Annotated in this window: 17 protein-coding genes; 6 read left to right on the top strand and 11 right to left on the bottom strand. The window is 30.2% G+C overall.

Annotated features, from left to right (window positions below; genetic code table 11):
* Window positions 1–9 precede the first annotated feature (9 nt).
* The gene (locus tag Q0T35_RS02895; protein WP_295840892.1) at window positions 10–1,062 is read right to left on the bottom strand and encodes an NAD-dependent epimerase; all 1,053 of its coding nucleotides are present in this window, start codon (window positions 1,060–1,062) and stop codon (window positions 10–12) included.
* A gap of 1,259 nt (window positions 1,063–2,321) precedes the next feature.
* Between Q0T35_RS02895 and Q0T35_RS02890 the strand changes: the two genes are divergently transcribed.
* Window positions 2,322–3,077 carry a 5'-nucleotidase gene (locus tag Q0T35_RS02890; RefSeq protein WP_295840891.1) on the top strand — a complete coding sequence of 252 codons (756 nt, stop codon included), beginning with the start codon at window positions 2,322–2,324 and terminating at the stop codon, window positions 3,075–3,077.
* Between the two features lie 11 nt (window positions 3,078–3,088).
* Entirely contained in the window at window positions 3,089–4,021 is a 933-nt protein-coding gene (locus tag Q0T35_RS02885) for a metallophosphatase (protein ID WP_295840890.1), read from the top strand.
* Here the strand turns inward: Q0T35_RS02885 and Q0T35_RS02880 are convergent.
* Both Q0T35_RS02880 and Q0T35_RS02875 read right to left on the bottom strand, forming a co-directional pair.
* Complete coding sequence (locus Q0T35_RS02880; RefSeq protein WP_293917612.1) at window positions 4,009–4,668, bottom strand: YggS family pyridoxal phosphate-dependent enzyme; 660 nt, start codon at window positions 4,666–4,668, stop codon at window positions 4,009–4,011. The genes Q0T35_RS02885 and Q0T35_RS02880 overlap by 13 nt on opposite strands.
* Before the next feature lie 137 nt (window positions 4,669–4,805).
* Window positions 4,806–7,271 (bottom strand): glycoside hydrolase family 3 C-terminal domain-containing protein, encoded by a 2,466-nt coding sequence (locus Q0T35_RS02875; RefSeq protein WP_293917610.1) that lies wholly within the window; start codon window positions 7,269–7,271, stop codon window positions 4,806–4,808.
* Window positions 7,272–7,548: 277 nt separating this feature from the next.
* Here Q0T35_RS02875 and Q0T35_RS02870 point away from each other — a divergent pair, with 277 nt between their 5' ends.
* Entirely contained in the window at window positions 7,549–7,848 is a 300-nt protein-coding gene (locus Q0T35_RS02870) for a DUF3817 domain-containing protein (protein WP_293917607.1), read from the top strand.
* A gap of 158 nt (window positions 7,849–8,006) precedes the next feature.
* Here Q0T35_RS02870 and Q0T35_RS02865 read toward each other — a convergent pair whose 3' ends face one another.
* Together Q0T35_RS02865 and nadE are read right to left on the bottom strand one after the other, a co-directional pair.
* Window positions 8,007–8,750 carry a YebC/PmpR family DNA-binding transcriptional regulator gene (locus Q0T35_RS02865; protein ID WP_293917605.1) on the bottom strand — a complete coding sequence of 248 codons (744 nt, stop codon included), beginning with the start codon at window positions 8,748–8,750 and terminating at the stop codon, window positions 8,007–8,009.
* A gap of 285 nt (window positions 8,751–9,035) precedes the next feature.
* Window positions 9,036–9,824 carry an NAD(+) synthase gene (gene nadE / locus Q0T35_RS02860; RefSeq protein WP_295840889.1) on the bottom strand — a complete coding sequence of 263 codons (789 nt, stop codon included), beginning with the start codon at window positions 9,822–9,824 and terminating at the stop codon, window positions 9,036–9,038.
* Window positions 9,825–9,877: 53 nt separating this feature from the next.
* On the opposite strand from nadE, the gene Q0T35_RS02855 reads away from it, so the two are divergent.
* From Q0T35_RS02855 to hemB, 3 genes are all read left to right on the top strand, one after another.
* Window positions 9,878–10,918, top strand: coding sequence for a hypothetical protein (locus tag Q0T35_RS02855; RefSeq protein WP_295840888.1), 1,041 nt, complete (start codon window positions 9,878–9,880; stop codon window positions 10,916–10,918).
* Between the two features lie 25 nt (window positions 10,919–10,943).
* Complete coding sequence (gldC, locus tag Q0T35_RS02850) at window positions 10,944–11,270, top strand: gliding motility protein GldC (protein ID WP_293917598.1); 327 nt, start codon at window positions 10,944–10,946, stop codon at window positions 11,268–11,270.
* 183 nt (window positions 11,271–11,453) lie between these two features.
* Window positions 11,454–12,431, top strand: coding sequence for a porphobilinogen synthase (gene hemB / locus Q0T35_RS02845; RefSeq protein WP_295840887.1), 978 nt, complete (start codon window positions 11,454–11,456; stop codon window positions 12,429–12,431).
* A gap of 326 nt (window positions 12,432–12,757) precedes the next feature.
* Here hemB and Q0T35_RS02840 read toward each other — a convergent pair whose 3' ends face one another.
* The 6 genes from Q0T35_RS02840 to nadD all read right to left on the bottom strand — a co-directional run bounded on the left by Q0T35_RS02840 (window position 12,758) and on the right by nadD (window position 17,919).
* Entirely contained in the window at window positions 12,758–14,929 is a 2,172-nt protein-coding gene (locus Q0T35_RS02840) for a SurA N-terminal domain-containing protein (protein WP_295808979.1), read from the bottom strand.
* A gap of 155 nt (window positions 14,930–15,084) precedes the next feature.
* A complete protein-coding gene (locus Q0T35_RS02835) occupies window positions 15,085–15,342 on the bottom strand; it encodes a hypothetical protein (protein ID WP_295808977.1) in 258 nt (85 codons plus the stop codon).
* Window positions 15,323–15,637, bottom strand: coding sequence for a thioredoxin family protein (locus Q0T35_RS02830; protein ID WP_293917590.1), 315 nt, complete (start codon window positions 15,635–15,637; stop codon window positions 15,323–15,325). The genes Q0T35_RS02835 and Q0T35_RS02830 overlap by 20 nt, the downstream gene beginning before the upstream one ends.
* A 21-nt stretch (window positions 15,638–15,658) precedes the next feature.
* Complete coding sequence (locus Q0T35_RS02825; RefSeq protein WP_295840886.1) at window positions 15,659–16,297, bottom strand: peroxiredoxin; 639 nt, start codon at window positions 16,295–16,297, stop codon at window positions 15,659–15,661.
* 367 nt (window positions 16,298–16,664) lie between these two features.
* Window positions 16,665–17,294 carry a 7-carboxy-7-deazaguanine synthase QueE gene (locus Q0T35_RS02820; protein WP_293917586.1) on the bottom strand — a complete coding sequence of 210 codons (630 nt, stop codon included), beginning with the start codon at window positions 17,292–17,294 and terminating at the stop codon, window positions 16,665–16,667.
* 49 nt (window positions 17,295–17,343) lie between these two features.
* The gene (gene nadD / locus Q0T35_RS02815) at window positions 17,344–17,919 is read right to left on the bottom strand and encodes a nicotinate (nicotinamide) nucleotide adenylyltransferase (RefSeq protein WP_293917584.1); all 576 of its coding nucleotides are present in this window, start codon (window positions 17,917–17,919) and stop codon (window positions 17,344–17,346) included.
* Window positions 17,920–17,924: the final 5 nt, after the last annotated feature.

Here is a 17,924-nt window from a genome sequence, read left to right as displayed (position 1 = left end):
TCATTTCAGTTAAAAAGAATAAAATTCCTTATACCAATTAATAAAATTCCTAATACCTTCCTTAACAGAAACTTCGGCCTTGTAGCCCAGTGTTTCAGCTATATCAGTCACATCGGCGTAAGTAGCTGGAACATCTCCTGGCTGTATGGGAAGTAAATTTATATGAGCTTTTATCCCCAATTCTTCCTCTATGGTCTTAACAAAACTCATAAGTTCAACCGGTTTACTATTACCTATATTATAAATTTTATAAGGAGCCTTCGAAGAGGAAGGATCCGGATTTTTAGAATTCCAGTTTTTATTTCCTTTAGGAGGATTATCATTGACTTTGACAATCCCTTGTATTATGTCGGAAATGTATGTAAAATCTCGCTCCATCTTTCCATAGTTGTATACATCAATAGGTCTATTTTCTAAAATAGCTTTAGTGAAAATGAATAATGCCATATCAGGTCTACCCCATGGTCCATATACAGTAAAGAAACGTAAGCCTGTGGTTGGTATCCCAAATAAATGACTATAAGTATGTGCCATTAGCTCATTACTTTTTTTACTGGCAGCATATAAACTAACAGGATGATCTACATTATCTTTAGAGGAAAACGGCTGTTTTTCATTCAATCCATAAACGCTGGAGCTACTTGCGTATGTTAAATGCTTGATTTCATAATTCCGACAGCATTCTAAAATAGAAAGAAAACCAGTAATATTAGAATTGATATAAGCTTGTGGATTTATTAAAGAATATCTGACTCCAGCCTGTGCGGCAAGATTAATTACTTTGTCGAAATTTTCCTTTTTAAATAATTTTTCAATATTCTCTTTATCCTCAAGATTTAATTTTATAAAAGAAAAATTCCGAAATTTAGAGCTTAAAATTAGTTTATTATATTCAATGTCTGATTTTTCAATGCCTAAACTCTTAAGTCTTCCATATTTTATAGAAACATCATAATAATCATTAATGTTATCCAGGCCGATTATTTCATCTCCCCGATTAGCTAAAGACTCGGATAAATAAAAGCCAATAAAACCCGCTACACCAGTTATAAGGATTTTCATCTAAATAAATAATTATAAACTTCAACAAATATAAGTAATATTGCCTTTATCACATGATTCTTATATAAAAAGCTTTTTAAATTTCTAATTTAAGAAAAAATTAAATTTAAAAAAATAATCTAGATACTAAAATTAGTAGAATATATAAATAAAAAAAGGTTAAAATAATACTAAGAATGAATTTCTTATGTTTCATATAAAATTATATATTGTTAAATAAATAATAATCATATATAATAAAATCAAACGAATAAAATAATAATTTGGTGTCCAGAATATATATTGTGATTTTAATATAAGAAGTAAAGACAAAAAAATGGAAGGTATAAAGATAATTGTGACCAAAATAACTTCTTTTATAGTTTTTATTTTTAATAAGTAAATAAATGTAAAAATGTATAAATAAAAAGGCTATAAAAACAAAAAATATAATAATAAATGTGTAAAACTAAAACTGACATATTAAAGAATGAATTGAAAATGTATAATAAATTATAAAAACATAAATAGGGATTAATTTTTTCATGAATTGGAGCATTATAAATAATTATTAATAAAGAACTAATAAATAGACTTACAAATAGACTTACAAATATTGGGTGTATTAAATAATTTGATTTCTTTGTTAAAATAACGTAAGACAAAAACAAAAAATATCCCAGTAGAATAATTACACATGAATATTTAGTCAAACATAAAAAAATAATAAAAAGCTATTAAAAAAAATATATCGTTTATTCGAGATTTTATTACATAAAAATTTATAATTAATATAGCAAAACAAAATCAAAATTGGAAAGAGGATTGTTTCTTACCAGCTTATTGGTATTATCGAAAGAGTAACAGGAGATATTGATACAGTCCATATTTCTTTCCAAAAGGAATTTTTTAATCTTGAAAAATATAAAATAAAAGCCATGGATAATAAAGATCTTAGAAGTCGTAAAGTAATCAATATTAAACATATGAATAATCCTAATCGATATAGGATGTAAAATGGGAAAGATACTTTCCTTTATTTTATGATTGTCATGACCATCATAAAATATACTTTAGAATCGGTTGATATTGTATAGCAATATAAAGAGCAGTAACTTATTAGATTAAATAATAAGTTATTAAGACAATTAGGTGTATATATTTGACCTTAAACGTATAAAAATATTAAATATAATGCGTAGATTTAAATAAATGTAATATTACCTAAACATTAGAATTTGTTATTTTTGAAAAGTTTTAGGTTTATAAATATCATAAATATGAAAAAAATTCAAAAATTAATTCTTTTTTGCATTTTAATAGTGTTTATAATAAATTGCAAAACAACTAAATCAATAGGAATATTTAAAGCCTATCTTAATCAAGAAATAAATGATTCAATCAAGTCTGACTCTCAATATATACAATATATCTACCCTTATAAAAAACAAATGGATTCAATAATGAATCAACCAATTAGCTATGCAAGGGTAGATTTTACTAAGACCGGATATTCCAGTAACGAAGGTAATTTACTAGCCGATTTAGTATTAGATTATGCTAAAATATATGCAAAAAAGAATTCTATTCCTGATCCCGATTTTTGCTTGTTAAATATTGGCGGAATTAGATCTATTATCCCTAAAGGAGTGGTAACCGTAGAAAATATATTTGAAGTAGCGCCTTTTGAAAATGAATTGGTATATATACAGCTCGATGATTCACAAATGAAAGAAATGTTTGATTATATAAGAACAGAAAAGAAAGGACATCCTTTGGCTGGAATTAAGCTTATTTATAAAAATGACCAATTGTATACTGCGAAAATCGGAGGTAATGATTTTGACAATACTAAGAAATATTGGGTAGTAACAATAGATTATTTAATGAACGGGGGAGACAGAATGAATTTTTTTGTGAAGTCTGATTCTAAAAAAATAACGCATCTGAAATTACGAGATATACTTTTGGAACAAGTAAAAAAATACAAAGAATTACCGGAGCTAACGGATCAAAGATTAATTTATGAAGATTAAAATAATTTCATATGAAAAGAAGAGATTTTATTAAAACAACCATACTAGCAGGAGGGGCATTAAATCTTCCATCAATATCATTTGCTTCCCAAATTTTAAAGTCTGACAAAAAAGTAACTATACTGCATACAAATGATCAACATAGTAGGATAGATCCATTTCCTCCTACTTATGCTCATAGCTCAAATAAAGGTGGTTTTGCAAGAAGAGCGACCTTAATTGAAGCTATTAGACAGGAAGAACCGCAGGTATTATTGTTAGATTCGGGGGATGTTTTTCAGGGGACACCCTATTTTAATTTTTTCGGAGGAGAATTGGAATTTAAATTAATGTCCAAAATGGGGTATGAAGCATCAACTATGGGGAATCATGAATTTGATTACGGTTTGGAAGGATTTAAAAAGCAGTTGCCTCATGCCCAATTTGACTTCCTTTGTTCCAACTATGATTTTACAAACACTATATTAGAAGGGTTGACCAAAGATTATAAGATTATAAACAAAGGAGGAATAAAAATAGGAATATTCGGCATTGGAGTCGAATTGGAAGGATTAGTTGAAAAAAAGAATTATTTAGAAACTATATATTTAGATCCTATTGAAATAGCTCAAGATCGGGCCTATATGTTGAAAAAAGAAAAAAAATGCGATTTAGTTATTTGCCTTTCCCACATAGGATATAAATATCCGAATTTTCCAAATAAGGTATGTGATGTACAGCTTTGTCAGCAAACCTCACATATAGACTTAGTACTTGGTGGGCATACCCATACATTTTTTAAAGAGCCCGAAAAATATATAAACAAAGAAGGCAAAGAAGTACTTTTAAATCAAGTAGGTTGGGCCGGTTTATTATTAGGTAGAATAGATTATCTTTTTACTCAAAATAATAAATTAAAAGAAATTGCTTTCCAAACCATCCCGATTGAAGATTATACGGTGTAGTTTCGTTTTCCGAATAATTTAGATCCAATTCTAACCATGTTGCTTCCACATTCAATAGCAAGCAAATAATCATCGGACATTCCCATAGATAAAATTTCCAAGCCAAATTCTTTTTGATGCGTTTCATAAAATTTATGAAGATAAGAAAACTCAGCCTTAATTTGTTCCTTATTGTATGTAAAAGAGGCCATACCCATAAGACCTTTGATAGCAACATGTGGAAATTTTCCTTCCTTTTTAAAAGTAAGTAATTCAAGAGCCGAATCCAAAGTTAAGCCATATTTAGATTCTTCTTGCGCTATTTTTACTTGTAATAAAACAGCCAGAGGACGATTATTTTTTATCGCTTCTTTCTCAATGATTTCCAGCAATTCTAAACTATCAACAGAATGTATCAAATAGACAAAAGGAGCGATGTATTTCACCTTGTTTTTCTGCAAATGTCCGATCTGGTGCCAACGAATGCTTTTAGGTAATTGTCCATATTTTCCCATTAATTCCTGAACTTTATTTTCCCCGAAATCAATTTGCCCATAAGAATGCATTTCTTCAATTTCTCTTGCAGGATGCATTTTAGAAACAGCAATCAAACTTACCTCCGATGGTATTGTTTGTAAAGTGGTTTGTAAAGAATCTTTTAAAGGCATAAAATGAAAAATAAATTAAGATGGTAAAAGTACAAATTAATTTTTTCAAAAAATAAATCGAATAGTAAAGATTTTATATAAAAAAGAGCGGAAAAATAATTTATTTCCACTCTCAAAATCAAGTTTTATTTTATTTTTTATCTATTGGATTTTAAATCTTGAAAATTAAGATCGTTGTTAAGCACATTATTTACTTTTTCAACAATCAATTTATTAGGTAATGTAAAAGAAGAGGTTTGTTTACTGTTTAGAACGGAAGAACTGAATTCAATTTTATAAACTCCGGCATCAGCAATCCAGGCAGAAGCTAAAGGATTGAAAGAGGCTAAATCTTTAGGTTGTAGTTCAAAAAAGACAACTTGAGTTTCTCCTGGGTTTAACAATTTTGTTTTTACGAAACCTTTTAGTTCTTTTGCAGGTTTATCAACCCCTCCTCTAGGAGCAGAAAGATAGAGTTGTACAACTTCTTTTCCAGCAACACTTCCTGTATTTTTAACTTTTAATGATATCACCAGCTTTTGATTGAATTGAGAGGAACTTAAAACAGGTTCTGAATAATCAAATTTTGTATAAGAAAGTCCATATCCAAATTCATAAGAAGGAGTTACGTTGAAAGTATTAAAATATCTATATCCAACATATATCCCTTCTCTATAAGATACATCTGTAGGTTTTTCTGCAGGAACCCCATCAAAATTTGATGAAGAAGAAACGTCGGAATACTTAACAGGTAAAGTTTGAGTTAATTTGCCAGAAGGATTTACAGTACCTGAAAGTACGTCTGTTATAGCATAACCTCCTTCTTGTCCTGGAAGACTTGCCCATAAAATTGCGTCTACTTTTCCTTTCCAGCTGGAGGTTTCAATAGCACTACCGGAATTAACAATTACTACAACTTTTTTATTTAATTTATGGAAAGCATTGGATACTTCAGAAATTAAATTTTGTTCTTTTTCCGAAAGATCAAAATCGTCTTTTATTTTTCTGTCTCCTGATTCACCGGCCTCGCGTCCGATTGTGATCACAGCTATATCATTTTCTTTGGCACTATTTTCAATGACTCTTTCTTTAATGGTAGGCTGAGTTAAAATGGGTAAAATAGCTAATAATTTTTTCTTAAGTTCTTCAGTTTTTCTAAGTTCCTCTTTAACAAAAGAAGTATAGGTTTTGTCTAAATTTTTATCTATTTGAAAGCCGTTTTCTTCCAAGCCTTTAGGTAAAGAAATTACATAAGCTTTGTTAACATTTCCACTTCCGGTTCCCCCTGCAATAATATTATAAGACCCGCTTCCGAATAGTGCTATTTTACTTCCTTTGTTTAAAGGTAATGCTCCGTTATCATTTTTTAACAAAATCATTCCTTCAGAAGCTGCTTTTCTACTTAAAAGCCCATGACTTTTTAAATCAGGATTATTATATGGCACATAGCCGGCTACACGTGGAGATTTAAAGATAATTTCCAATACTTTTCTTACGGAATTGTTTACATCTTCTATAGATAATCTTTTGGAATCTATATATTTTTTTAATGTTTCGAATTGTATCTGAGTACCAGGCATTAATAGATTATTACCGGAATGAATTTGTTGGGCAAAAATTTTCTCTTCATATGAATCTTTACTTATACCGTCATGACTGGTATCACTAATAGCGGATACATCTGCATAACCTCCGAACCAGTCTGTAATTACAGTTCCTTTAAAGCCCCATTCGTGACGTAAAATGGTAGTTAATAAATCATAGCTTGCAGAAGTATAGGTGCCATTGATCTTGTTATAAGATGACATTATAGTGGCTGGATTAGATTCTTTAACAGCAATTTCAAATCCGCGAAGATAAATTTCTCTTAAAGCTCTTTGAGAAAGATGCACATTTAAACCCATACGGTTATTTTCGCTATTATTCGCTGCAAAGTGTTTAAGAGACACTCCTACACCGTTTTTTTGTATTCCTTGAGTGATAGCAGAAGCGAATTTACCTGCTATTAAAGGGTCTTCTGAAAAATATTCAAAGTTACGTCCACATAAAGGATTACGCATTATATTTAAGGCAGGAGCTAATTGAATATCCGAACCATATTTTAAAGCTTCGTCTCCTATGGCTTTTCCAATTTCTTCAGCCAATTCCACATCCCATGTGGTGGAAATAAGCGCACCAACCGGAAAGCCTGTAGCATAATAGGTATTTGATTCTCCTTTTCTGGTTGCAGAAATACGTACTCCTGCCGGTCCATCAGTAAATATTACTGCAGGAATACCCAATTTGTCAATAGGAGTGGTAGAACCTGCAGATCCAGGTATAAGGTAGCTAGGAATTGTTACGCCTTTTGGGTCAATTGCTTCAAAACCTTTTAACATTTCAAATCCAACCATTCCCGTTCCTAAAAGAAGATGTATTTTGTCCTCAACCGATAACCGAGAAATCAAATCATCAATTCTTTCATAATCTGATAATCGAGTATCTTCATAAGGTTGTAGTTTTCCGTCTCTGTTCCAATCAGAAAATTTTTGATTATTAACTAAAATCTGAGGATAAGTTTGAGCCTTGCTTAGATTAAATGCGCAAAATCCAATTAATGCACATAATACAAATCTCTTTTTCATCATATTATTTTTTTTTCTCATAAGGTACAAATTATTTATCATATATTGACATATACATGATATAAATTAGGTGTTTCATAAGTTGCTATTATTATACAATATTAAATTGTTGATATATAATAATAGTTATAATATAATTTTATATAATAAAAAATATGAAATAGTATTATAGTTGGATTTTCATACAAAAATAACTAATTAAAACAATATTTTATCTTATTTTTAATTGAATAATTTATCTTAAGAAAGTGCTATTTTTGTAAATAAATATAAACAAATGCGCAAAATTAAATTAGAAAAGTATTTTAATATAGCTTGTTATGCAGAATGTGTAAGTTGTTTTTTGCTTTTTTTGGTTGCCATGCCTCTGAAATACTTTTTACAAAACACCCTATTAATGATACCGGTTGGAATGATACACGGTTTATTTTTTACAGTTTATATTATTTTATCCTTTAGGGTTAGAAAAATCTATAAATGGGATGATGAAGATTTTGTTTTTGTGCTTATGTCGGCATTTTTCCCGTTTGCAACCCTATGGGTTGAAAAAAAATTGGCAAAAACGAATAGAAAATAAAAAAGTATATAGGACATATTTGTTTAAGATTTCAAATATGAAACCTTACTATATAATTGAATATTTAAGGTGTTATGAATAATATTAAAATATATAGGATAAAAAAAGAAAGTTTCTTATAGACATAAGAAACTTTCAATCTTTATATATGTAAAATTCTAATTTATTGCATTCTGTAGCTCTTCAGTAATTTCCATATTATGAAATACTTGTTGAACATCATCATCATCTTCAAATTTTTCAAGCATTTTTAATATAGTTTGAGCTTGTTCCAATGGAAGTGATTTCGTAGTATTAGGTAATCTTTGTAGTTCTGCACTTTTAGGTTCAATACCCAATTCCTCAAATTTATGATTGATAGAACCAAAATCTTCAAAGGAAGAAGTAATGATTACTTCATTATCATCTTCTTCAATTTCTTCAGCACCTGCATCGATCATTTCCAGTTCAAAACTATCCCAATCCATGGTGAGAGATGATTTATCTAGGGTGAAAATTCCTTTTCGATCAAATAAAAAAGTTAATTCCCCATTTTTTCCTAGGTTGCCATCAAATTTATTAAATATTGCTCGTACGTTAGCTACAGTACGGGTAGGATTATTGGTTGTACATTCCAAAAAAATAGCAATTCCTCCGGGGCCATACCCTTCATAAGTTATTTCATCGTATTGTTCTGCATCTGCTCCGGAAGCCTTTTTTATAGCTCTTTCTACGTTGTCTTTAGGCATATTGGCTCCTTTGGCATTCAGTAGACAACGACGAAGCGCCGGGTTAGATTCAGGATTAGGACCTCCGGCTTTAACAGCTATTGCAATTTCTTTCCCTATGCGGCTGAATTGTTTGGCCATTTTGTCCCATCTAGCTAATTTTGAAGCTTTTCTATATTCAAATGCGCGTCCCATAATCAAGTTTAATTTCTAAAACAAAAATAATAATTGAATGAATTATAGAAAAATAAATTATTAATTTTTAATACTTTTTGGATAATTTACAGGCTTTATGACTTAGTATTTAAAGATTATATTATAAAATAAAATGATAAAAATATCATTAATAGTATGAAAATAATTTAATTTTCTATGTTAATTGGAAATTTATATAAATTAATTTACCATGATTAATTATAAGTAATTTATTTGTAAAAGATTTATTGTTATCTTATTAAACTATAGAAATTTTATAGAGAATTATTCCAGTAATTCTTTAGGTATTACACAAACAGGAATAGGTTCTATCTTATGTTGGGCAAGTTTATTCAACCTTTCATAAATATCAAAAACTTCGCGTTGTCTTCCTGAAAAGTCAGAAGCCTTATGGTCTTCATGTGCTTTCATAGCCCATTCCAATTCCGGATAGGAGGCTCCTATTTGATCTTCATCTGAACGGTCGTCAGTCCAAAGGCCATCTGTGGGTTTAGCTTTTTGAATTGATTCGGAAATTTTTAATTCTTTAGCGATTTCAAAAACCTGACTTTTTAATAAATCAGCAATGGGGCTAATGTCAACTCCACCATCTCCATATTTGGTAAAGAAACCTATACCGAAATCCTCTATTTTATTACCCGTCCCACAAACCAAATAGTTGTTAATTCCGGCATAATAATATAATGCCGTCATACGAAGGCGAGAACGTGTATTGGCTAAAGAAAGATTATTTTTTTCATGAGATTCGTCAGCATGTAAATCATATTTTAGAGCTTCAAAAGAAGAAGTAAGATTTATGGTTATTCCGGCAACATTTCCAAATTGTTCGGTTAAGAATTTTATATGTTCTCTTGCGCGAGTAACCTGATCTTCAGGTTGATGAATAGGCATTTCTAATAATAAAACCGGGCTGCCGGTTTTAGCGGCTAAAGTAGATACTACTGCGGAATCTATCCCTCCAGATACCCCAATCACTAATCCTTTTGCACCACTATTTTTCAGATAATCGTTTAACCAATTAACAATATAGGAAATTACCTTTGTTGTTTTCATAATATTGTATCTTTGCGCGTAAATTTATATATTTAAAACCAAGTGTAAAGATAATGAAGTTTATTAAATATCTGACGGTATTATTGGCAATACTGGGCTGTACCCAAAAAAATGATAAAGATACTTTAAACAAAAGATGGAAAGCAGATGTAAGTAAAGTGCAGGTAGAAATTGATATGAGCGATATTGCTAGTGATTTTTATAATTTAAAACTAACCGTAGCCGATATCAGAAAAAAATATCCATTTTATCTGAGTCAAAATACTCCGGATTCAAGATTTGAAAAAGATAGAAGAGATAGTACAGAGCTTAATATTTATGCAGAAATAAGGAAAAATGTTCCAAATGATAAGATCAAAACAGAACTCAAGGATCTTTTTAAGCATATAAAGTTTTATTATCCGAATTTTAAAGAGCCTAAAGTATTCTTATATTCCTCTTTTACATCCGATTATTTGAATCCAATCACTTATATTCCCCAAAATAATTATTTGCTTATTGCTACCGATTGCTTTTTAGGGTATAAGAATAAATATTATGATATGATGCAGATCGATAGGTACATACAAAGGACTATGAGTATGGAATACTTTTCATCAAAAGCTGCAAAAGAATTAATAAAAGAAATGAGGCTCATTCCCAGAGAAACTGATAGCCAATCGTTTGTTTCGCAAATGATTTATCAAGGTAAAATATTAATTTTAGAAGATGCCTTCCTTCCTGAAGTAAAAGATTGTTACAAAATCGGTTATACTGAAGATCAAATGAATTGGGCAAAAGAAAATAAATACGAAATATGGAATTATTTTATTGAAAATGGCTATGTTTTCAGTGATGATATTTCCCTTTCTGATCGATTCCTATCATTAGCGCCATTTTCTAAATTTTATACGGAAATTGATTCTCAAAGTCCGGGACAAATTGGCTGTTGGACAGGATGGCAAATTTGCAGAAAATATTTAATAGAAAATGATAAAGTTAGTTTGCAAGAATTTATAAAAGATACTAATCACGAACAAATTTTTGCAAAAGCCAAATATAAGCCCAATCCTCTTGATGATGAGGTCTATGAAGATAAAAAAGTAAAAAAATAAATATAAGATTTATATATCGAAAAGAATGAAAGAAACAGAGATCAATTTAAATATACAGTTAGATGAAAATCATATCCCTGAAAAAATCGTTTGGGCAGCGCCAGATGGCGGTATAATCGGAGCTGAAAGTAAAGCTATTTTGTTGTCTGTGTGGGATGACAAAACTAAAGAAGCTTTGAGGATTGATCTGTGGACAAAGGAAATGCCTGTAGATGAAATGAAACGTTTTTTTCATCAGGTATTGCTTTCTTTAGGAGATTCCTATCAAAAGGCAACAGATGAAGAAGAAATAGCAGAAGAAATTAGAAAATTCGCTGAATATTTTGCAGATAGAAGTGGCATAAAAATGTAGTAGATACTACTTTGATGTCGAATGTTACTTTTATTAAGAAATTGAAATACTTCATCTCAATATAAATGTATAATTATTTCAAAAACTTATCAAATGATTTCTTTAATGAGAATTTAATAACTGATTTAGTATGATAATTTTCTGACGAATTAAATTTTGAAAACATAAAAACAATAAATAACGATGATACTATATAATAGAAATAGAAGGTTAAGAGCGTCACAAGCTGTGAGAGATTTAGTGAAAGAAACTTTTCTAACCACAGATGATTTTATCATGCCTATATTCATTGCAGAAGGAGAAAATGTAAAAGAAGAAATATCATCTATGCCCGGAATATTCCGCCGGTCATTAGATCTTACAGTTAAAGAAGTAAAAGAATTATGGTCTTTGGGGGTAAAAGCTATAAATATTTATGTAAAAATCAGTGAAAATCTGAAAGATAATACCGGTAAAGAAGCTTGGAATAAAAATGGATTGATGCAAAACTCAATCAGGGCCATAAAAGATGCGATTCCGGAAATGGTAATCATGCCTGATGTGGCCTTAGATCCTTATTCTATTTACGGACATGATGGAATTGTTGAAGACGGAAAGATAGTTAATGATGCCACTGTAGATGCATTAGTTAAGATGAGTCTTAGCCACGCGGAGGTGGGTGCAGATTTTATAGCCCCTAGCGATATGATGGACGGAAGGGTAGCTGCTATTAGAGAAGCTCTAGAAGAAAATGGATTTCATGAAGTAGGAATTATGAGCTATGCGGCAAAATATGCAAGTTCCTATTACGGACCTTTTAGAGATGCATTAAATAGTGCTCCAGGATTTGGAGATAAAAAAACATATCAGATGGATTACGCTAATAGTAAAGAAGCTATAAATGAGGCGTTGAGAGATATAGAAGAAGGAGCTGACATTATTATGGTAAAGCCTGGGCTTCCTTATTTAGATATTGTTTCAAAATTAAGTCAAATCGTTGATGTTCCAATTTCCGTATTTCAGGTTAGTGGAGAATATGCGATGATTAAGGCCGCTGCAAAAAATGGATGGCTGGATAATGATAAAATAATCATTGAAAGTTTGACATGTATAAAAAGAGCCGGAGCCAGTCTAATTTCAACTTATTTTGCAAAAGAAGCAGCAAAATTGTTAAATCGATAAAATTTTAGTTGTTCACTATAATTGAAAATTGCCTCTTTTATTTTTAATAAAAGAGGCAGTTTTCATTCATATAGAAAAATTGTTACTTAATATGATGTTTATAAAGCTGTTTTATATTTTTTAAAAACCTCTTCTGAATATTTTTAAAATTTTTCAAACAATAAATTAGACGTGACGATGCATATAGACTTTTTTTAGCGAATGCATGGATACGTGAATTACCTAAAAATATTTTTAAAGATTATTAATTTTAATTTTATATAATTATAAAAATAAAAAAAGCATACTTAATTAGTATGCTTTTAGATATTTATAAATAAATATAATTATTTCTGTTGTTGATTTAGCAATATTCCCCTATAATCAGTAATATCAGCATCTTGATATAAGGATCTTAAAAATAAAGAAGGCATTTGTTGTGCATATTGATTCATCAATGAAGTTTTTAATTGTTTCTTATCTCCGATTTGACCTTTTGTAATCGATTTAGTGATGATTACATACACTCCGTTTTTTCCTTCAATAGCTTTAGATTGAGCTCCTTGTTTTAAACCAAAAGCAGCTCCTCCTACTTTTGGTTCAAATTCCCCGTTGATTGACGGATTATCGAAACTTAAAGAAGCACTACCTTTGGTGGTTTTAAAATCAACGGCTAAATTTTCCAATGATTTGTTGTCCTTATTTATTTTTTCAGCGATAGCTTTTCCCAGCTTTTCGTTTCTTACTACCGTTTCGATTTCATCTCTAACCAAAGAAGGATCTGCTAAGCCTTTACTGAATAAAGAAGAAACTCTAGCTACTATATAGCTTTGATCGCTAGTAGTAAATGTTTCAGAATCTCCGAGTTTTCGTTTGGAATCAAAAGCCCAAGCAATTATATCGGAGTCTTTATCTGTATTTAATCCATTTATCATAGAACCAAAACGTAAGATTCCTCTTTGCTGTTGAGGTTTGTAATTAGATTTTTTTGCAAGTTCAATGAATTCTTTAGAAGATTTTCCTTGAATTGATTGTATAAAATTGGTAGATTGTTTTCGAGCCGCCTCAATAGTTGCATTAGAAGGTTCTATTTTCTTTGCTAGATCTGCTAATTTATAGACAATTTCATCTGGTTTTCTTTGAGTGATCATTAGAACTAAGTATCCTTGCGGAGTTTCAATAACTTCTGCTTTATTGGAAGGAGAAGATTCTAAGAAACGTTGTAATTTTTTAGAAGAAGCAGAAAAATCTTGGGAAGTAGTTAATTTCATTACTCCATTATTTGATGAAATGCTCGGATCATCTGATTGATTAACTAGTGTTGAAAAATCATTAGGATTTGCATTTAATTTAGCAGCTAATTCTTCTGCTTGCTTTTTAGCTTGCTCTTTATTTCTAGCCGTTTTTGGCTGAATTTGCTGAGCTCCTGTATAGCTTATCAATATATTTTTTACCGTTAGGGAGTCTGTATTTTTTTTACCAATTAACTTGGATATAATAAAGTATCCATCGTCTTTGTATGCCGTTGAAATTTGACCTATTGAAGCATTTTTAACCCAACTTTGTATAAATCGAGGTAATTGTTTTTCACTTCTGTATTGTGAGATAAATGGTCTGTCAGCTATTTGTGCCGTATTAAGCTCACTTATATAAAGAGAATCGTTTTTTACGGAACTGAATGCTTGAATGGTATCTCCTTCAACAATAGATTTAGACAATAAGGCATTTAAAGAATTGAGAGTATTATTTTCATCCGAAGGAGTAGGTTTTGCAGAAAAAAACACATAATCTATGGTTCTATTTTCATCAATTTTAAATAAAGATTTATGTTTTTCAATATAGGCTTTTAAATCATCGTCAGAAACCTTCATCGGATTTGTTTTTTGGTAAGCATCATAATCAATTTTAACAAACTCTATGTTGGCTATATTTGATTGGTTTTGCGCTAAAGTTTCAATTTCCTTGTTGTTTGTTAACATTGCGGAACCGTAAGCTCCAAAATATTCTTTACTCATTGCCTGATAACCGAAATTTTTCTTCAGAGTCATCATGTTTTGGAAATATTCCCTAAATTCAGGGGATGCATTTTGATTTTCTTCCATTTTTTCGAATTCATCCTGAATAAGCTTAATATTGATGTTTCCGTTTTTATCTTTAAATTGAGGGCTGTTAAATATTGGTGAAGATTTAGCAATATCCCATATCATTTTATCAGTTAATAGTAAGCCGGATGAATTAAATTTTTGTTCAATTAATTTATTCTCAATTAATGAATTCCAAACTTGTCCTTCAAGTAAATTTTCCGGATATCGACCTTGGTATTGAAAAGATAAAAAACGTAATTGACTATAATATTCCTGTCGGGAAATAGCTTCTTTATTTACTTTTCCAAAAACATTGGGGTCTTTTTTGCCCAGCCGGCTCCAATCAATTCCTCCCAATAAAAATAACAATAATGCTACAGCAACAAAACCTATTAATAATCCGTTTCTTTTTCTTATTTGTCCAAGAATAGCCATTTATTCGTAAATTTAATTTATTTTAATTTACGAAATTACGGTTTCAACATGAAATATGAAAATAATATTTAGCATATACTGTCTTTTTTTAAATATAAAATCCTTGCAATAGCATTTTGCAAGGATTTTTATAATGAATTAAAAAAAATTTAGGTTTATTTATCTATTGACCCTAGTACTCGTTTCATAAATGCGTTTAAAGCATCTTTTTCATCCATACCTTCATTCATTAATTTAGCCACTTCAATAGCTCCATACATATTAGATATTACTTCTCCTAAAACATCTAATTCTTCATCTTTTATACCCGGAGCTTCTGTTAAATGTTCTAAAGTTTCAATAGTTTCATTGATATAATCTTCATCATTATTTACAATGAATTGAGTAAGATGTTTAATTATTGGTAACTTCATTTACTAACACTTGTAAAGGTTCTAATTTATTAGTCTGTATTTGATTCACTAATTTTCCGTCTTTAAAAGAAGCAAAAGTAGGCAAGTTGGTTACATTTGCTAATTTTCGAGATTCAGGGAATTTTTCCGCATCTACAATCAAAAACGGAATCGTGCTGTTTTCTTCCCCCAATTTTTTAAATTTTGGCTTCATAATTTTACAGTTTCCACACCAAGAGGCAGCATACTGAACCAAAACTACAGGAGATTCTTTTATAATATCACTTAAATTATCTTGTTCTAATTCTTTTACCATTTTCTTTATTTTTTTTATTAATTAATGAGAGGATAAGTATTCTGATACGCCTTTACGATTAGCGTTCATAGCATCTTTTCCTTCTTCCCAGTTAGCTGGACAAACTTCGCCGAATTTTTGAACGTGTGTATAAGCGTCAATAAGACGTAAGTATTCTTGTACATTTCTTCCCAGTGGCATGTCGTTGATACTTTCGTGAAAAACTTTACCTTCCTCGTCAATTAAGAATGTCGCTCTGTAGGCTACATTAGAACCTTTTAAAATAACTGTTTCATAATCTTCATCATACTCAGAAGATTCGATATCTAAAATTCCTAAAATATTGGAAAGATTGCGAGTACTATCTGCTAATAAAGGGTATGTAATCCCTTCTATGCCTCCATTATCTTTTGGAGTATTTAACCAAGCAAAATGAACTTCATTAGTATCGCATGAGGCACCTATAACGATTGTATTTCTTTTTTCAAATTCAGGTAGTGCTTGTTGAAAAGCATGTAATTCAGTAGGACAAACGAAAGTAAAATCTTTAGGATACCAGAATAATAAAACTTTTTTATTTTTTTTAGTCGCCTCCTCAAAAATGTTAATTTTTAAATCATCCCCCATGTGGTCCATGGCATCTATTGAAATGTTTGGAAATTTTTTACCTACTATAGACATAATTACTTTTTTGTTTATTAGATTATTGTTTCACTTTTACTTTTCAAAAGTATTAATAATTCAAGGATTGGATTTAAATAATTTATAATTCTTTTTTATTGAAGAATAAAAAAAAATTATATACAAATGAATAGATTCTTGGTGAAATCTTATTTTGATTATTAAAATAGCAAAAAAACTGTATAATATAACGAATGATATGAATTTTTGGAATGATTTCTATATAAGAATGTTGATTGCTTTTTTATAAGTGTAAAAGCAAAGGTTTTTCTATATGACTCTCAACAGGAATACATAGGTTTAACCCGGAAAAAGATATAGAGTGGTTATTGTAAGTTCTACAGCATTACTTATATAAAAAATTGAGTTAGGGTATATTTAAATATTTGTGGGTTTGTAATGAAATATGCCATTTAGGATTTCTCATTACATAATCAATGATTTTAGTAGTCATTTTATCCCTATTACTCCATTCCGGTTGTAAATATAGTATAGCGTTATTATTAGTCTTTGAAGCTTGTTCTTCCGCAAAGATAAAATCATGATTATTGTAAATAATTACTTTTAATTCATTTGCTTTAGCATAAACTCCTTCTAGAGGCAAGGAAGTTTTCTTAGGAGAAAGGCAGATCCAATCAATATGCCCTGATAAATTGTAAGCCCCTGAAGTCTCAATATGTATGGTGCATCCTAAATTTTTAAGTATGGCAGTTAATGGCTCTAGATTCCACATGAGAGGTTCCCCACCGGTCAATACGATAGTTTTAGATTTAGAAGCAGCCATTTTGGCAATTTCCTCAACTGAACTAACTGGATGAATGCTCGGATTCCAACTTTCTTTTACATCACACCAATGGCATCCTACATCACAACCACCAATCCTGATGAAGTAAGCAGCAGTACCTGTATGTCTTCCTTCTCCCTGAATGGTATAAAAATGCTCCATAATAGGTAATGAAAGCCCGGATTTTAACTCCTCGTTCATAAATTCTTTCATTTAATTATAATTTATTGCAAAAACAACTTGCAAAATTACAAAAAAGTAATTATTTGTAAAGATTACTTCCGTCAATGTAATGAAATACCTCCGGAGGAAGCATAGGACGTACATTTTTATTTTCTTTAATCATTGACCGTATTAATGTTGATGATATTTCAATGATAGGAGCAGGGATTTTATGTATGTTGGGATGACTAATGGCAATTTCTTTTTGTGTGCTATCCATACGTGGATAAACCAATATAGAATGATATTTTAGAATTTGATCATAATTTTTCCATTTATGGAAAGTAGTAAGGTTATCTTCTCCCATTAACAAAACAAAATCGTAAGATGGATACTTTTCCTTGAGGACAACCAAAGTATCGATAGTATAGGAGGGTTTAGGTAATGAAAATTCAATATTGGAGGACCTGAAATCAGGATATTTTTCAATGGCAAGATTTACCATTTCAAGTCTGTGGTGGTCTTTCAGTAAAGTAGACTTTTGTTTAAAAGGATTTTGAGGGGTAACAATAAACCAAATATTAGTAAGATCGGAATATTCAATTATGTAATTTGCAATAATTAAGTGCCCGATATGAATGGGATTGAATGACCCGAAAAATAAACCTACTTTCATTCTTC

The organism is uncultured Apibacter sp. (assembly GCF_946479295.1).
Taxonomy (GTDB): Bacteria; Bacteroidota; Bacteroidia; order Flavobacteriales; family Weeksellaceae; genus Apibacter.
The sequence above is the reverse complement of the archived record's forward strand: the minus strand, read 5'-3'. Positions and strand labels throughout refer to the sequence as shown.

Coding starts and splice junctions, on each gene's coding strand:
- Q0T35_RS02895 (WP_295840892.1), bottom strand. CDS start 1,062: ATGAAAATCCTTATAACTGGTGTAGCGGGTTTTATTGGCTTTTATTTA.
- Q0T35_RS02890 (WP_295840891.1), top strand. CDS start 2,322: ATGAAAAAAATTCAAAAATTAATTCTTTTTTGCATTTTAATAGTGTTT.
- Q0T35_RS02885 (WP_295840890.1), top strand. CDS start 3,089: ATGAAAAGAAGAGATTTTATTAAAACAACCATACTAGCAGGAGGGGCA.
- Q0T35_RS02880 (WP_293917612.1), bottom strand. CDS start 4,668: ATGCCTTTAAAAGATTCTTTACAAACCACTTTACAAACAATACCATCG.
- Q0T35_RS02875 (WP_293917610.1), bottom strand. CDS start 7,271: ATGAAAAAGAGATTTGTATTATGTGCATTAATTGGATTTTGCGCATTT.
- Q0T35_RS02870 (WP_293917607.1), top strand. CDS start 7,549: ATGCGCAAAATTAAATTAGAAAAGTATTTTAATATAGCTTGTTATGCA.
- Q0T35_RS02865 (WP_293917605.1), bottom strand. CDS start 8,750: ATGGGACGCGCATTTGAATATAGAAAAGCTTCAAAATTAGCTAGATGG.
- nadE (WP_295840889.1), bottom strand. CDS start 9,824: ATGAAAACAACAAAGGTAATTTCCTATATTGTTAATTGGTTAAACGAT.
- Q0T35_RS02855 (WP_295840888.1), top strand. CDS start 9,878: ATGAAGTTTATTAAATATCTGACGGTATTATTGGCAATACTGGGCTGT.
- gldC (WP_293917598.1), top strand. CDS start 10,944: ATGAAAGAAACAGAGATCAATTTAAATATACAGTTAGATGAAAATCAT.
- hemB (WP_295840887.1), top strand. CDS start 11,454: ATGATACTATATAATAGAAATAGAAGGTTAAGAGCGTCACAAGCTGTG.
- Q0T35_RS02840 (WP_295808979.1), bottom strand. CDS start 14,929: ATGGCTATTCTTGGACAAATAAGAAAAAGAAACGGATTATTAATAGGT.
- Q0T35_RS02835 (WP_295808977.1), bottom strand. CDS start 15,342: ATGAAGTTACCAATAATTAAACATCTTACTCAATTCATTGTAAATAAT.
- Q0T35_RS02830 (WP_293917590.1), bottom strand. CDS start 15,637: ATGGTAAAAGAATTAGAACAAGATAATTTAAGTGATATTATAAAAGAA.
- Q0T35_RS02825 (WP_295840886.1), bottom strand. CDS start 16,297: ATGTCTATAGTAGGTAAAAAATTTCCAAACATTTCAATAGATGCCATG.
- Q0T35_RS02820 (WP_293917586.1), bottom strand. CDS start 17,294: ATGAAAGAATTTATGAACGAGGAGTTAAAATCCGGGCTTTCATTACCT.
- nadD (WP_293917584.1), bottom strand. CDS start 17,919: ATGAAAGTAGGTTTATTTTTCGGGTCATTCAATCCCATTCATATCGGG.